The 15,401-nt window shown below is 65.1% G+C and carries 14 protein-coding genes; 10 read left to right on the top strand and 4 right to left on the bottom strand.

The window, feature by feature from the left end; genetic code table 11:
* The first annotated feature begins 176 nt into the window (after positions 1-176).
* The 10 genes from G5A46_RS13000 to G5A46_RS12955 all read left to right on the top strand — a co-directional run bounded on the left by G5A46_RS13000 (position 177) and on the right by G5A46_RS12955 (position 11,348).
* A complete protein-coding gene (locus G5A46_RS13000) occupies positions 177-764 on the top strand; it encodes a TetR/AcrR family transcriptional regulator (protein WP_163849795.1) in 588 nt (195 codons plus the stop codon).
* A 91-nt stretch (positions 765-855) separates the two neighbouring features.
* Positions 856-1,836, top strand: a complete 981-nt coding sequence (locus tag G5A46_RS12995; protein ID WP_163849794.1) for a zinc-binding dehydrogenase — start codon at positions 856-858, stop codon at positions 1,834-1,836.
* Positions 1,837-2,441: 605 nt separating this feature from the next.
* The gene (locus G5A46_RS12990; RefSeq protein ID WP_163849793.1) at positions 2,442-3,134 is read left to right on the top strand and encodes a sugar transferase; all 693 of its coding nucleotides are present in this window, start codon (positions 2,442-2,444) and stop codon (positions 3,132-3,134) included.
* A gap of 85 nt (positions 3,135-3,219) precedes the next feature.
* Entirely contained in the window at positions 3,220-5,367 is a 2,148-nt protein-coding gene (locus tag G5A46_RS12985) for a GumC family protein (protein WP_239520810.1), read from the top strand.
* Positions 5,368-5,597: 230 nt separating this feature from the next.
* Complete coding sequence (locus G5A46_RS12980; protein WP_163849792.1) at positions 5,598-7,115, top strand: ABC transporter substrate-binding protein; 1,518 nt, start codon at positions 5,598-5,600, stop codon at positions 7,113-7,115.
* A gap of 62 nt (positions 7,116-7,177) precedes the next feature.
* Positions 7,178-8,131: an ABC transporter permease gene (locus G5A46_RS12975; RefSeq protein WP_163849791.1), complete on the top strand. Its 954-nt coding sequence runs from the start codon at positions 7,178-7,180 to the stop codon at positions 8,129-8,131.
* Positions 8,128-8,988, top strand: coding sequence for an ABC transporter permease (locus G5A46_RS12970; protein WP_163849790.1), 861 nt, complete (start codon positions 8,128-8,130; stop codon positions 8,986-8,988). The genes G5A46_RS12975 and G5A46_RS12970 overlap by 4 nt, the downstream gene beginning before the upstream one ends.
* On the top strand, positions 8,988-9,797 hold the full coding sequence (locus tag G5A46_RS12965) for an ATP-binding cassette domain-containing protein (protein ID WP_163849789.1): 810 nt from the start codon (positions 8,988-8,990) through the stop codon (positions 9,795-9,797). Before G5A46_RS12970 ends, G5A46_RS12965 begins: the two co-directional genes overlap by 1 nt.
* Positions 9,794-10,552, top strand: a complete 759-nt coding sequence (locus tag G5A46_RS12960) for an ABC transporter ATP-binding protein (RefSeq protein WP_163849788.1) — start codon at positions 9,794-9,796, stop codon at positions 10,550-10,552. The genes G5A46_RS12965 and G5A46_RS12960 overlap by 4 nt, the downstream gene beginning before the upstream one ends.
* Positions 10,553-10,559: 7 nt before the next feature.
* Positions 10,560-11,348, top strand: a complete 789-nt coding sequence (locus G5A46_RS12955; RefSeq protein ID WP_163849787.1) for a DUF1684 domain-containing protein — start codon at positions 10,560-10,562, stop codon at positions 11,346-11,348.
* A 387-nt stretch (positions 11,349-11,735) separates the two neighbouring features.
* Here G5A46_RS12955 and G5A46_RS12950 read toward each other — a convergent pair whose 3' ends face one another.
* The 4 genes from G5A46_RS12950 to G5A46_RS12935 all read right to left on the bottom strand — a co-directional run bounded on the left by G5A46_RS12950 (position 11,736) and on the right by G5A46_RS12935 (position 15,353).
* A complete protein-coding gene (locus G5A46_RS12950; protein WP_163849786.1) occupies positions 11,736-12,860 on the bottom strand; it encodes a RuBisCO large subunit C-terminal-like domain-containing protein in 1,125 nt (374 codons plus the stop codon).
* 11 nt (positions 12,861-12,871) lie between these two features.
* Positions 12,872-13,876, bottom strand: a complete 1,005-nt coding sequence (locus G5A46_RS12945) for a transketolase family protein (RefSeq protein ID WP_163849785.1) — start codon at positions 13,874-13,876, stop codon at positions 12,872-12,874.
* A gap of 12 nt (positions 13,877-13,888) precedes the next feature.
* Entirely contained in the window at positions 13,889-14,815 is a 927-nt protein-coding gene (locus G5A46_RS12940; RefSeq protein ID WP_163849784.1) for a transketolase, read from the bottom strand.
* Positions 14,816-14,909: 94 nt separating this feature from the next.
* The gene (locus G5A46_RS12935; RefSeq protein ID WP_163849783.1) at positions 14,910-15,353 is read right to left on the bottom strand and encodes an RbsD/FucU family protein; all 444 of its coding nucleotides are present in this window, start codon (positions 15,351-15,353) and stop codon (positions 14,910-14,912) included.
* Positions 15,354-15,401: the final 48 nt, after the last annotated feature.

Genomic DNA, 15,401 nt, shown 5'->3' with positions numbered 1-15,401 from the left:
CGTTCCCGCCACCTGCCTGATCGCACCTCACCACGGCGCCATCCCGCGTCAGGGAAGCGCGCACCAAGATCTTTTCCCATCTTCGCGCGCCTGCGCACAGATCCCGCGCCGGCCGTGCGCGCTGTCTGAGGCGCGAAACCTAGACGATCGGTCTAAAGGTACCTACCTCCAGCTACATGAACGAACCGGCCAAATCAGATCTCACCCGCCGCCGCATCCTGTCCGCAGGGCGATCCCTGGTGATTACCCACGGGTTCGGCAGCCTGGGCCTGTCCCGGATCCTGTCCGAAAGCGGCGTGCCCAAGGGCTCCTTCTACTATTACTTCACCTCCAAGGAGGCTTTCGGCCTGGCTATGCTCAGCGATTATGTCGCTGACTACCTCGAACGTTTCGATGCCCTCGCCGACAGCCCGGAGAGTGCCGGGGATCGGCTTCTGCGGTTCTGGTCCGCCTGGATCACGGCCGAGGACGGAGGCATCGCCAGCCAATGCCTGGTGGTCAAGCTGGGCGCCGAGGTCGCGGACCTCTCTGACGGGATGCGCCGCATCCTTGACGACGGCGTCGGCCAGTTGGTTCATCGTATCGCAGCCCTTCTGCGCGAAGGGGCCGATGACGGCTCCCTCCGTCAGGTGGACGATCCCGAGACCGCCGCCCAGATGCTGTACGCCCGGTGGCTGGGGGCTGCGATCCTGTCGAAACTGGCACGGAACGACCAGGCGCTGCACAACGCCCTGAAGGAGACGCGGCAAACGTTTTGCCCCTGATCCGCCAATCGCCCTGACCATGATGTCGTGACGAAGCACTCTCCTTGTCATCGTTGCGGCACCGATTCTCACATGAAAAAGGAAACAAATCATGAAATCCGCCCTGCACGACAAATTCGGCGAACCAACCGATGTTCTGACCCTGCGCGACACAGATCGCCCGACCCCCGGCCCGAACGAGGCGCTGGTGCGCATGGTGCTGTCACCGATCCACAATCATGATCTTTGGACAATTCGCGGCAATTACGGCTACAAACCGCCCCTGCCCGGTGCCATCGCCGGGTCCGAGGCCCTGGGCATCGTCGAGGCCGTGGGCCCCGCAGCCGACGCCACCCTGGTTGGCAAACGCGTTTCCGTCGCCGGTGTGCACGGCACCTGGGCGGAGTTCTTCACCGCCCCTGCCGACGGCCTCCTGCCGCTGCCCGATGCGATCTCAGACGTGGCCGGCGCCCAGCTGATTGCCATGCCCTTCAGCGCGATCTCGCTGCTGGAAACGTTGCAGGCGCGCAAAGGCGACTGGATCATTCAGACCGCGGCCAACGGAGCTGTGGGGAAAATCATGGCAATTCTCGCCAAATCCCGCGGAATCAACCTGTTGAACCTGGTGCGGCGCCCTGATGCGGTGGCGGAGCTGGAAGGGCTGGGCATGGACAATGTCCTTTCCACCTCGGAGCCTGATTGGCTGGACGCCGCGCGCGCCATTCTGGGTGAGGCTGGCGCCACCTCCGCCATCGATTCTGTCGGCGGCGCGATCTCCGGTGACCTGGTCAGCCTGCTGGGCCGCGACGGCGAACTGGTCGTCTTCGGCACCGCAACGGGCGCCCCGATGACCTTGTCCTCCGGCGACCTGATCATGAAGCATATCTCGGTCAAGGGGTTCTGGGGGTCTCGCGTGTCCGCCGACATGGCCGCCGAGGACCGCAAGCGCCTGCTGACCGAACTGGTAACGCTGGTCGCCACCGGCGAGATGGAGCTGACAGACGGCGGCACATTCCCTCTGTCCGACGTAACCCAGGCGCTCACCTCCGCCCTGACCCCCGGTCGCAGCGGCAAGATCATGTTGCGCCCCTGAGCGGCGCTCTCCCCCCGGCGCATAAGACCGCCGGGGGCGAAGCCATATGGCAAAGTAGCTCCAATTGCGCAGAAGAGTCCGGTGGCGGAATCTGGAATTCCTTTCCAGATTCCGCCACATATCATTTCCGAAAATCGGTCTACCCATCGGAGGAATGAATTTCCGAATGTATCGAAACACATTCTCCGAAAATGGGCCGGCCAATATGAATGGATCACGGTACGGCTGTCCGTGATCTTTCGTGGCCCGACCTGGAGAGACCGACCGAACAGTTGAAAACACCAGCGTCACCAGCGTGTTTTCCAGGAAATCGTGAATGTGACATTTCGATGACCGGGTCGCGAGAGTTTTGCAATTTCCCACTACTGTGCTCCAAATTCCCGGCCCGCCGCAATCTTGGGCGCCCCGGAGGTCACATTGGCAAGATATCGCCTAATTCAGGACTGTGCCGTTGCCAAACCCACCGGTAATGACGCATCTGAAACATGGGGATTGCAACCGATTTTCATACTTTACTCACAAAGCGCTCTCTCCTAGGAATACTTTAAGTGTCGTCACGCTGCCAGTCGACATGGTCATGACACAGATGCTCGGGGATATCCGGTATGACCCAAATCAGTACGCGCTGGCGGTCCGAGGCGCGGGCGGCGGAACAGACTTGCGCCAAGGATGCCTTGCCCCGGCTGGCCCGCGCGCCTGTGCCTGCCGTGGCGGCCCGTCCGGGCGTAGTGAAACGCGCGGCGGATATTGCGCTGTCGCTGCTGCTTCTGCCTCTGCTGGCTCTGGTGTCGCTTTGCCTTCTGGCCCTCAACCCGATGTTCAATCCCGGAAGGCTACTCTTTCTTCAGATCCGCATGGGCCATCGTTGCGAGCCCTTCGTGATCTACAAGTTTCGCACCATGACCGATGTCGCCGAGATCCGGCGCAGCGCCGATGATCCGCTTGAGGTCGACCGGATCACCCGGCTGGGCAGCCTGCTTCGCAAGACCCGGCTGGATGAACTGCCGCAGATCATCAACATTCTGATAGGGCAGATGTCCTTTATCGGGCCACGCCCGGACAGCTATGATCACGCTATGGTCTACCTCGACAAGATCCCCGGCTACCGGCGCCGCCATGATGCGGTTCCCGGCATCACCGGTCTGGCCCAGACCGAAGTCGGCTACGTACAGGGCATCGCGGCAACCCGTCGCAAGGTTGCGGCGGATGTGTTCTACATCCGTAACTCCGGTTCCCGGATGGAGATGTGGATCCTGTGGCGCACTTGCGTCACGGTTGTGATGGGTCGCGGAAAGTGACCTTTCGGCCAGTTCGGATCCGCGACTTGCCTTGATCGGTCCAGTGTGAAATGTCCCAGATCGTGAACAGACAAGTACGGTGGTCATGCGCGTGAAAGATGATGTCCGGCCCGGCATGGGTGGCGCCCACGAACGTATCGAAGATGACGAGATCGATCTTCTGGAAATCGTCCGGACGTTGTGGCGCGGCAAGCTTCTTATCCTCTTGGCGATGCTGGCCGCTCTGACAGTTGGCGCAACTTATGCGGTCGTTCTGGCAGTGCCGAAATACGCCACCTCCACCACATTGATGCTGGAAGCCCGGGGCGATCAGATCGTGGATCTGCAAAGCGTCGTCTCCGGCGTCTCCGCCGAGACGGAAAGCATGAACACGGAGCTGGAGGTGATCACCTCCCGTGGCCTGATCGCCAAGCTGGTGCGCGCGCTGGACCTGACCATGGATCCGGAATTCAATCCTTCGCTGCGGCCAGAGCCGGCGATCTCTTTGGGTAAGATCATCGCTGCCACCAAACGCCTTGTGGGAGTGCCGGTCACTTCGGAAGATGCGCCGAGCGAACTGAATATCTTCAACAATACCGTGGCCAGGGTTCGACAGGCCGTGACGCCCAGCGTCCAGCGCAACACCTATGTTTTCACCATCCGGGTCGAAAGTTGGTCGCCGCAGAAATCGGTGTTGATCGCCAACACCTTGGCGGAACTCTATATCGAAGATCAGGTCGACGTGAAATTCCGCAAGACCGAACAGGCGGCCAGTTGGCTCTCCGATCGGGTCGTCCAGCTGGAACAGGAGCTGAAGGACAAGGAAGAGGCGATCAGCCAGATGCGCGGCTCGTCGGAATTCGTCGATCCCTCGGGTCTGACCGCTCGCAACCTACAGCTGAGCGAAGCGCGGCAACGGGCGTCCAACCAGGTGGCCGAACGCGCCCGAAGCGAAGCGCGGCTGGACAGCCTGCGCTCTGCCCGCGCGGCCAATGATCTGGAGGCGATGCTGGAGGCCGCCGATGATATCGGGCTGCGCCGCATCGCCGAACGCGCCCAGGGTGACGCCGTGCTGACCGAAGGCTCCGCCTTCCTGCAACGCTACGACCAGATCGTCGACCGCGCCGAAATCGACCTGCAACGCGCCAGCAGCCAGGCCGAGGCGTTGGCCGGTGCCGTCGACCGCCTGCAAGAGGATTTCGCCCGTCAATCCGACAAGCTGACCGAGTTGCAGCAGCTGGAGCGGGATCTTCAGGCCACCACGGTCCTCTACGAGACCTTCCTGACCCGGCTGAAGGAAACCACCGTTCAGCAGGGCATCCAGGGCGCCGATGCGCGGGTTCTGTCGGAATCCGTCAATGGCCGGAAGGTTGCGCCGCGCACCGGCAGGGTCCTTGCCATGTCCGGGGTTCTCGGACTGATGATCGGTGCCGGGATCGTACTGCTGTACGAGATGACGCGCCGGGGCTTCCGCAGCACGGACGAGCTGGAGGCCGCAACCGGCTACCCCGTGCTGGGCCAGGTGCCCAAGATCGCGCTGAAGGCCCGGCGCAACCTGATCAACTACCTGCGGACCAAGCCGACCTCCGCCGCAGCGGAGGCGGTGCGCAACCTGCGAACGTCCATCCTGCTGTCGGATCTCGACAATCCGCCGCAGGTCATCATGTCAACGTCCTCCGTCCCGGGTGAGGGCAAGACGACACAGGCGGTCAGCCTGGCGCAGAACCTTTCGGGTCTGGGCAAGAAAGTCCTGCTTTTCGAAGGGGACGTGCGCCGCCGTACCTTGAACGAATATTTCACCACCGAGGCCACAGCCGGTTTCATTTCCGTGCTCAGCGGTGATGTGGATTTCCGCGACGCCATCCAGCGATCCGATGAGCTGGGCGCCGATGTCCTGCTGGGGCAGAAGTCGAATGTGAACGCCGCCGATCTCTTTGCCTCCGACAGGTTCCGCGAGTTCCTTGAGTTCCTGCGGAAGCATTACGACTACATCATCATCGACACCCCGCCCGTCCTGGTGGTGCCTGATGCCCGGGTCATCGGCCAGCATGTCGATGCGATCATCTATTCCGTCGCATGGGACCGGACCAGTCGCAACCAGGTCACTGACGGGCTGCGCGCGCTGAGTTCCGTCAACTTGCGGGTCGCGGGCACCGTGCTGGCGCAGATCGACGCCAAGGGCATGAAGCGTTACGGCTATGGCGGCCGCTATGGCGCCTATTCGCAATATGGCAACCGGTATTACGACAATTAGGCTGCCGCCCCATCCCATGGCCAGCCGGCGATCCTGAGGATGACCGACATGCCGCGTACCCGGTTTGATCTTGTGCAGGCGCGGCCGACATGAGACTAACCTTGCGTCGCACCTGATCCTCGGGTTCCCTGCCCCGCCGTATTGGCCGGCGCGAACCGGGCCCGAGGGCCGTGTGCCTGCGCGGGTGCGCGGGTGCGGTGCAGTCCAAGAAACCGAACAGGGATTTTCCGATGACACCCATTGCTTCCCCGCTGCGCGGCGCCTCCCGCAGGTCCGCTGTCACCCTTGCCGCCACATCTGTCCTCGCGCTGTCGGCCGCGGCCGGATTTGCCCAGGATTTCAACCCCGAAGCGGTGGTGAACATCGGCTCTCTCTACGAGCCGCAGAACCTGGACAACACCGCCGGCGCGGGCCAGGGCATCAACGAGGCGTTCAACGGCAATGTCTACGAGGGGCTTTTCGTCCTGACCGACGCCGGTGATGTCGAACCCCGCCTGGTTGAAGATTACACCATCTCCGAGGATGGTCTGACCTATACCTTCACCCTGAAGGACGGCGTGACCTTCCATTCCGGCGATCCGCTGACCGCCGCCGATGTCAAATCCTCGATCGAGCGGGTAACGGCCGAGAATTCCGCCAGCTCGCGCAAGCGGACGCTGGCGGTGATCGACGCGATCGAGACGCCGGACGACCGGACCGTGGTGATCACGCTGAAATCGCCCTCCATCTCGCTGCCCTACAACCTATCCTACGTCTGGATCGTCAACGATGCGGCCACGGATATCAGCGCCTCCGAAGACGGCACCGGCCCCTATGTGCTTCAGGAATGGCGTCGCGGCTCCGCGCTGGCAATGGTCCCGTTCGAAGGCTACTGGGGCCCCGCCCCCAGCAACGGCGGCGTGATGTTCCAGTATTTCACCGATGCCACGGCGCAGAACAACGCGCTGCTGACCGGCGCGGTGGATATCATTACCTCGATCCAAAGCCCGGACGCCCTGGGCCAGTTCGCCGACAATCCCGATTTCACCGTTTCCGAAGGCGCCTCCACCACCAAGGAGCTGATGGCCTACAACGACCGGATCGAACCGTTCAACGATCCCATGGTCCGCTCCGCCCTGGCGCGGGCGGTGGACAACGAGAAACTGTTGAACGCCATCTGGGGGGATTACGGCACGCTCATCGGCTCTTTCGTGCCGCCCACCGATCCCTGGTACATCGACCTGACCGAGGTGAACGCCTACGACCCCGAAAGCGCCAAGACCATGCTGGCCGATGCGGGCTATGCCGACGGCTTCTCCTTTACGCTGGACACGCCCGATTACGACCCGCATCCCGTGGTTGCGCAATTCGTGCAGAACGAACTGGCCAAGGTCGGCGTGGAGGTGAAGATCAACATCATCACCGCCAACGAATGGTACACCAAGATCTACAAGGCCCAGGATTTCGAGGCGACGCTGCAAGAGCACGTCAACCACCGCGATATCGTCTTCTACGGCAACCCCGATTTCTACTGGGGCTATGATAACGCGGAAGTCACGCGCCTGATCGCGGATTCGGAGAATGTGTCCTCCATGGAGGAACAGACCGAGATGCTGGCCCAGGCCAACCGCATCATTGCCGAGGACGCGGCCAGCATGTGGCTGTATCTTTATCCGCAGATCGTTGTGTCCACTTCCAACGTCTCGGGCTACCCGCTGAACGGGCTGAACTCCCAGTTCTTCGTCGCGGACATCAAGAAAGCCGATTGATCGGCTGACCGCGCGGCCACCCACAGGGTTGGCCGCGCGCACCAGGACGGGGCATTTCCATCATGCTGGGTTATCTCCTGCGGCGTCTGGTCATCCTGGCGCTGTCTTTGTTCATCGCGGCCGTTGTGCTGTTCGTGCTGCTGCGCCTGTTGCCGGGGGATCCGGCGGCGGCGCTGGTGGGTGTCGGCGCCACGCCTGAACAGATCGCGGCGGCACAGGCGCAACTGGGATCCGACCAGCCGCTGGGTGTGCAGTTCGTCAGCTACCTGGGCGATCTGGCGCGGTTCGACCTGGGCCAGTCCTTTGTGTCCCGCGCGCCGGTGATCGACGAGATCGGGCGCCGGCTGGGCGTCACCCTGCCCCTGGCGCTGGCGGCCTTCGTGCTGGCGCTGATGATCGCCATTCCGCTGGGCATCCTGGCCGCCGTGCGCGCCGATGGCTGGCTGGGGCTGCTGCTGTCGGTGGTCTCGCAGGTGGGGATCGCGGTGCCGGTCTTCTGGCTGGGCATCCTGCTGGTCTATCAATTCGCACTGACCCTGCGCTGGCTGCCCTCGGGCGGGTTTCCCCTGCGCGGCTATGCCGATCCGGCCCGCGCGCTGGAAAGCATGGTTCTGCCGGTGCTGACCATCGCCATCATCATGGCCGCCTCGTTGATGCGTTATGTCCGGGCGGCGATGCTGGAGGTTCTGAAATCCGATTTCCTGCGCACCGCGCGTGCCCTGGGCGAAAGCCACACCGCCGCGCTGCTGCGCCACGGTATCCGCAACGCGGCGGTGCCGGTGGTGTCGGTCTTCGCGATCGAGCTGTCGACCACCTTCCTGGGCGCCGTTGTGGTGGAGCAGGTGTTTTCCCTTCCCGGCATGGGGTCGATGCTGTTGCTGGGCATCCAGCAGCGGGATTATCCGAATATTCAGGGGGTGCTGATCGTGACGACCCTGCTGGTGCTGCTGACCGGTTTCCTGTCCGACATCCTGCAACGGCTGCTGGACCCACGCCTGCGGGAGGGCAAGCGATGAGCACCCCGAGCGACACCTCCCCGCCCGCTTCTGCCCCGCGCCGTCCGCGCGGCAAGCCGGTGCATTGGCTGGGCCGGATCCTGGTCGGCGTGATCGTCCTGGCGGGGCTGCTGTCGTTCTTCTGGACGCCCTATGCGCTGTCCGACATGGCCGGCAGCCGGCTGGAACCGCCAAGCGCCAGCCATTGGGCGGGCACCGACCGGCTGGGCCGGGATCTGTTCACCCAGCTGATGATCGGGGCGCGGATCGCGCTGGTCGTGGGCTGCGGCGCGGTGGCCATCGGCGGCACCATCGGCATCGTCACCGGCCTGCTTGCGGCTTTTGCCACGCGCTTTGTCGATGATGCGCTGGCCGCGCTGTTCGATATCCTGATCGCCTTTCCCACGCTGCTGATCGCCATGCTGGTTGTCGCCGCCCGGGAAGAGGCCAGCCTTTCCACCGCCATCCTGGCCCTGGGGATCGGGCTGTCGCCCATCGTGGGCCGGGTGACGCGGATCCTGACGAAACGTGTGCTGGGCCAGGATTACATCACCGCCGCGCGGGTCTCGGGCACGGGCTGGGGGGCCATCGTCTTCTGGCACGTGCTGCCCAATATCGCCCCCTTCCTGGCGGTGAATCTGGCGCTGCAATTCGGCCTTGCCGTGATGGCGGAGGCCTCGCTCTCCTACCTCGGGCTGGGGGCGCCGCCGCCCAATGCCTCCTGGGGGCGCATGTTGCAGGAGGCGCAGGGCACCGTCTACACCGCGCCCTGGGGCGCGCTGCTGCCGGGGCTGGCGCTGTTTGCGCTGGTGATCGGGGTCAACCTGATGGCCGACAGCCTGCGCGACCGCTTCGATCCGACGCAAAGGGGGGCATGATGGCCGATCTGCTGACCATCGACGGGCTGACCCTGGCCACCGCCAACAAGGTGCTGGTGCACGATCTGTCCCTCTCCATCGCGCCCGGCGAACGCTTTGGCCTGATCGGGGAAAGCGGCTCGGGCAAATCTCTGACCTCTCTGGCGGTGACGGGGCTGCTGCCCGGTGCGATCCGCGCCACAGGGGCGATCACTCTGGACGGCACCCCGATCCTGACCGCGTCAGAGCGGCAGAGGAACCGCCTGCGCGGCGCCGCCGTCGCCACCGTCTTTCAGGAGCCGCTGACCGCGCTGGACCCGCTGATGCCGCTGGGCCGCCAGATCGCCGCGCCCCTGCGCCGCCGCCTGCGGCGCGAGGGGGCCGATGCCGGGCGGTCGGCGGTGCGGGCCGGGGTGCGGGCGCTGATGGAACAGGTGCGCCTGCCCGATCCCGACAGGCTGGTCGCGGCCTACCCGCACCAGGTTTCGGGCGGGCAGCGCCAGCGCGTGGCCATCGCCATGGCCCTGGCCTGCCGCCCCAAACTGCTGATCGCAGACGAGCCGACGACCGCGCTGGACGTCACCACCCAGGCGGAGATCGTGGCCCTGATCAACCAGCTGGTGGCCGAGCTGGGGCTGGCGCTTCTGTTCATCTCCCACGATCTGGCCGTGGTGGGTCAGGTGGCCGAACGGGTGCTGGTGCTGCGCCATGGCCGCGCAGTGGAGGAAGGTCCGGCCCATCAGGTGCTGACCGCCCCGCAACAGCCCTACACGCGGGAGCTGCTGACCGCAGCGCGCCGCTTTGACACCGCGCTGGAGGGAGGGGAATGACCATGATGTCGCTTCGCAATGTCGGTTTCTCCTACGGTGGGCCGCGACCGGTGCTGGACGACATCACCTTTGATGTGCCGCGGGGCGCCAATGTCGGGCTGATCGGCGAAAGCGGATCGGGCAAATCCACCCTGCTGCGCCTGATGCTGGGGCTGGACAGCCCCCAGAAGGGCGAGATCCTGTTCGACGGCCAGCCGTTGGCCGCGCGCGACCGGCGTTTCATGCGTGATTATCGCCGGCGGGTGCAGGCGGTGTTCCAGGACCCCTATTCCTCTCTCAACCCCGCGCATCGCATTCTGCGGATCGTGACTGAACCGCTGCGCTCGCTGAAGATCGACGGAGATCACCACCAGATGGCGGCCGAGGCGATCACCGCCGTGGGCATGGAGGCCGACAGCCTGCATCGCTATCCGCACCAGTTCTCCGGCGGGCAGCGCCAGCGGATCGCCATTGCGCGCGCCATCGTCGCCCGGCCCGACCTGCTGCTGGCGGACGAGGCGGTCAGCGCGCTGGACCTGTCCACCCGCGTGCGCGTGGTGAACCTGTTCGACCGCATCGCCAGCGACATGACCATGGTCTTTGTCTCCCACGACATGGGCGTCGTCGCCGCCCTGTGCGACCGGATGGTCGTTCTGGACCGGGGCCGCATCGTCGAGGCAGGGCCGACCGCGCAGATCCTGCGCGACCCGCAGCACGCCTATACCCGATCGCTGCTCTCCAGCATTCCCCGCCTTCCGGCGGCTCAATCCACATGAGGTTTCCATGAGCGTTTCCCCCGATTTCCAGACCGCCCACGACGCCTGGCGCGCCACCCGCATGGCCAAGCTGACGGCCCCGGACGGCTGGCTGAACCTTCAGGGCCGCTGGTGGATCGCGCCGGGCCAGACCCTGACCATCGGCAACGGTGCGGATTGCGACGCGCGGCTGGCGGAGGGCCCCGCCCTGCTGGGCCGGCTGGACCTGACCGGGCTGGAGACCGCCCGGTTCACCGCCGCCGACGGCACCGTGCAGGAGCTGGACCGCGCCACCGGCGGGTTCAGCTGGTCCGCCGACCGCTTCCTGCTGGAGATCACGGCGCTGAACGACCTGCGGTCACTGCGCATCCGCGACACCGGATCAGAGGCCCCGGCACAACGTGGGCCGATCCCCTTCTTCCCGTTGAACCCGGAACTGCGCCTCACCGCGCGGTGGGCGCCCCTTCCCGCGCCGATCAGCCTGACGGTAGACACGATGATCGGCATTCCCACCAAGGTGCCGGTGACCCACAGCGCCACGCTGACGGTGGGCGGGCACGAGATGCAGCTGTTGCCCACTTATGGCAGTGCCGATCGCCCGCAATTCGTGATCCGCGATCTGACCTCGATGGACGACACCTATGCGCATTCGCGGTTCATCTTCGGCGAGGACGTGACGGCAGACAGCGTCGTGATCGATTTCAACCGGGCGGTGAACCCGCCTTGCGCCTTCACCAGACATGCCGTCTGCCCCCTGCCCCCGCGGGAGAACCTGTTCCCCCTGCGGATCGAGGCCGGAGAGCGGCGGCTGGGCTGACCCCGGAGCGATCATTTCAGGACGACATGACAGCGGGCGCGTCCAGACAGGCCGCGCCCGTTCTGCTGTCCATGCGGAGCTGTATCGGGGGTAATGTTTCGCGGACCTGCCGGGCATGTCCGAAGCGAACCGGCATACCGAGAACGAAGGAGCGCTGACTAGGCCGGCGGATGGGCACCGGCGGACAGGACGGGCATCGGCATGGGAACCGGGGATCGACAGGCAGCCCTGCCGCAAGGAGCGCGCAAAGCCCGAAAGCAGGAGGCCCTGACCTGCGGCCTGCGCCGCGCCGGGAAAACCTCAAATGCCCCCCGCCACGGCCGACCGCCGCGCCGGGGGGGCTCCCAACCGCAGAGGCCCTCTCCCCTGCGGTCAAGGCATCAGGCGTCAGCCGTCCAGCGCGCTTCGCATTTCCCGGATGGCATCGCCGATCCGGTCACCGTAGCGCAGCAGGCTTCCGCCCAGAAGATAAACGCAATCCTCACCGTAGAGACGCATCATGTCGGGCAGCCGGTCCAGGCTCATCCCGCCGCCGGGGCTGGGCAGGATCGCCGCCCCCGGTCCCGGACCACGGCAGGCCTGCACGATCTCCTCGCATTGTGCGAGGGAGAACCCGAAGCGCCCGCCATGGTTCGGAAAGACCGAGATATCCGCCCCCGCCAGCCGCATCAGGGTGCCGAACAGCATCCCATGCGCATAGCCGTGATCAGGCGAAAGCACATAGGGGCCCAGATGGCTGGGATGGGCCATGATCGGCAGGGTGAAATCGGGATCCCGCGCCAGCCGGTTCATCGCATCGAAGCCGTAAAGACCGGGGATCAGCAGCACGCCATGGGCGCCCGCCTCCTGCGCATGCAGGGCCATCTCGCGCACCTGATCGCCATGGCCACCAAGGTTCGCGAAATAGAGCGATCTTGTCGCCTCTCCTGCATCGGCGCGTTCGGCATTGGCACGGTTCACCGCCTCGGCACATTGCCGGACTCGTTCGGCAAAGGGCGCGGCATCCTGGTTGGCCAGGCCGTGATCCTCCTTGACGATGTCGGCCCCCGCCCGCGCGGTCAGGTAACACAGCCGCGCCAGCGTCTCTGCGCTGGAGCCCTGCGGCTTGATCACCGGGCAGACGTAGCCGCCGCTGTCCCGCCCGGTCAGGCGGCGCAGCCCCGCGACGCCGAATTGCGCACCGGGAAAGCGATCCAGCACATCGGCATTGGGGGTGATCGACAGCGCCTTCACCCCGGCAAGGATGGAGGCATTGCCCAGCACCACGTTCAGGAATTGCGGCAATTCCCGGCCCACCGCGTCGATGTGATAGGCCACGCGCGCGCGAAAGACGTGATCGTCCTGCTGCACGACCTCCTCCACCCGGCCCAGCACCACATCCTCGACATAGCCGCTGGGCACCACGTCGCGGGGGATTTCCACCGTGTCTTCCAGCGCGATGTTGGCGGCGCGGCTTTCCGCATCCGCCATGTCATCCGCCACGATCCGGTAGGTGACGGAAAAGCGATCCATCGACGCCTCCATCACAGGGCCTCGGCCTTCACCAGGGAATGCACATCCTCGACCCGGGCGGCGTCCAGATCATCTTCGGAGATGCCGAAATCCTGCCCCATCAGATCCTCGATCCCACGCACCAGCGCCAGTGCGTCCAGCCCGTAATAGCGCATCAGATAGGGGCGCGATCCGCCGTGGGCATAGGTGTCCTTCAGCCCCAGCCGGACCAGACGTTTGCCCACGCCCGCATCGGCCATCGTCTCGGCCACCAGCGAACCGATGCCGCCTTCGGTCACGTGGTTTTCCAGCGTCACGACACCGCCCCTGACCGAACCGATGTGGTCCAGCAGCTGCTTGTGATCGAAGGGCTTGATCGTGTGCAGATGGATGTGCCGGATGGACAGGCCGGCCTTGGACAGGGCGGACCGGGCGCGCATCGCCTCCTCCGTGGTGATGCCCGAGGTCACGACCAGGATGTCGTCCCCTTCGGACAGCACCCGCATCTCCCCCACCTTGATCGGCGTGTCGAACAGGCGCGGCACGGACCCGCGCAGCACACGGCACCAGACCGGACCGTCAATGCTGTCGGCGGCTTCGCAGATGCTTTCCACCTCGGTCGCGTCGCCGGTTTCCAGGATGGACATGTTGGGGATCGACCGCATGACCGAGATATCCTCGATCGACTGGTGCGTCATGCCGCCGGGGGTGGTGATGCCGGGCAGGAAGCCCATCAGCCGTACCTTGCGCCGTGGATAGGCGACCGAGGCCATCAGCTGATCGTAGGGCCGGCGATACATGAACACGCCGAAAGTGTGGATGAAGGGCCGGAACCCGGCCAGACCCAGCCCCCCGGCAAAGCTCATCATGTTCTGTTCGGCCATCCCCATGGAGATGAACTGATCCGGATGCCGGTCGCGGAAACCGTCGATCTCGCAGGAGGAGGTCAGATCGGCCGACAGGCACAGGATGTCGGGATTGCCGGCGGCGAATTTCTCGAAGGCCGAGGCATAGGGGCGGGAAACCATTTCAACCATGTCGCGGGCTCCTCAATGGGCGTAGTCGATGGGATCGACGCCAAGATCGGCGGCGATGGAGGTGTTGAAGCGCGCGCGCTCGTCCTCGGACTTGAAGCGCACGTAATGCAGCCGGGGGAACCGCTCCTCCAGGATCGACATCGTGTGGAAGGGCGAGGTGCGCGCCAGGATGATCAGTGGCCGGCCTTCATGCGTTTCCTTGGCCGCATCGCGGATGGCGGACAGGTCATGGCCGTCAACCTCGACGCAGCGGGCGCCGAAATTCTCGAACTTGGTGCGGATGTCGCCGACTTCCATCACCGAATCCATGGCGCCGTCACATTGCTGATCGTTGACGTCCATGATGGCATACAGGTTGTCGATCCCGTGATGCGCACAGGCCTGCACGGCCTCCCAGGTCTGACCCTCCTGGACCTCGCCGTCGGACATGAAGACCCAGGTGCGCCCCGGTTCGCCGCGCCGCTTGCGGCCATAGGCCAGGCCCGCGCCGGTAGACAGGCCGATGCCCAGGGTGCCGTTGTGCACCTCCATGCCCGGCGAATGTTCCGCGCCGATCATCTCGACGCTGGAGCCGTCCTTGTTGAACATCTCCAGCCCCTCGGGTGCCATGCGCCCGGTTTCGATCAGCGTGGCATAGGCGACCAGCGCGTAATGCGCGGGCGCGATGAACAGCCTGTCGAACTCCGGGGCGAAGGGGCCGTTGTAGCCCGCGCCGGTGTGGTAATCGGGATTATCGGCCGAGGGCACACCCTCGAACGGTTTGGGCACGGCGGGCAGCGTGGGCGCGCCCAGCTTCAGCTCCTCGTGATACAGCCAGGCCAGCTGTTCAGCCGCCGAACAGGCCTGGCTGAGATAGCCGCCGTTGTTCCGCATCGCGTGTTCGAACACGCGCCGCCGAATACCGAGCGCCACGTCCTCCGTCGTCTTGTCATTGCGCATCGCAACACTCCGTTGTTTCCCGCCGCCAGTCGGGGCGCGGGGGATTGCCGTTGGTCCGGGCCCGCGCGGCACGCCGCCGGGCAGGTTCAGGGGATCAGAAGACGACCCCCTTTTTCAGGATGAAGCAGCCAAAGGGCCGGGTTTCCGCCGTCTGCACCACGGCAAAGGCGGTTTTCGCGTGATCGTAGAACCGGGGGCGGGGGCAATTGGTCAGCTGTCCGCCCTCGGGCAGGCGGGGGCGCAGGACCGCCCAGGCCTGGTGGTGAACCTCGCCCATCTCCTGCGCGTCGCCGTCGATTTCCATCCGCAGCGCGGCGAAATCGCCGAACCCGTCGAGGGGCAGCAGGCCGGTGATGACGTCGATGGCCTGCACCGCATCAAGCCCGGCCAGCGGGATGGGGCGGTCCACCACGCAATGGCGCGCGGTGCTGTCGGCGGCAAAATTGGCATCGGCGATGACCAGATCGTCGCCATGCCCCATCCGGGCGAGACAATGCAGAAGGGTCGGGGTGATCCGTCCGTCGATACCGTTCAGCATTGTGTCGCGTCTCCTGTCAGAAGCGGCCCGCCCCCGCGTGGGGACGGA

The organism is Pseudooceanicola aestuarii (assembly GCF_010614805.1).
GTDB lineage: Bacteria > Pseudomonadota > Alphaproteobacteria > Rhodobacterales > Rhodobacteraceae > Pseudooceanicola > Pseudooceanicola aestuarii.
Note: the sequence above shows the minus strand (reverse complement) of the source record. Positions and strands in the feature narration are given on the sequence as shown.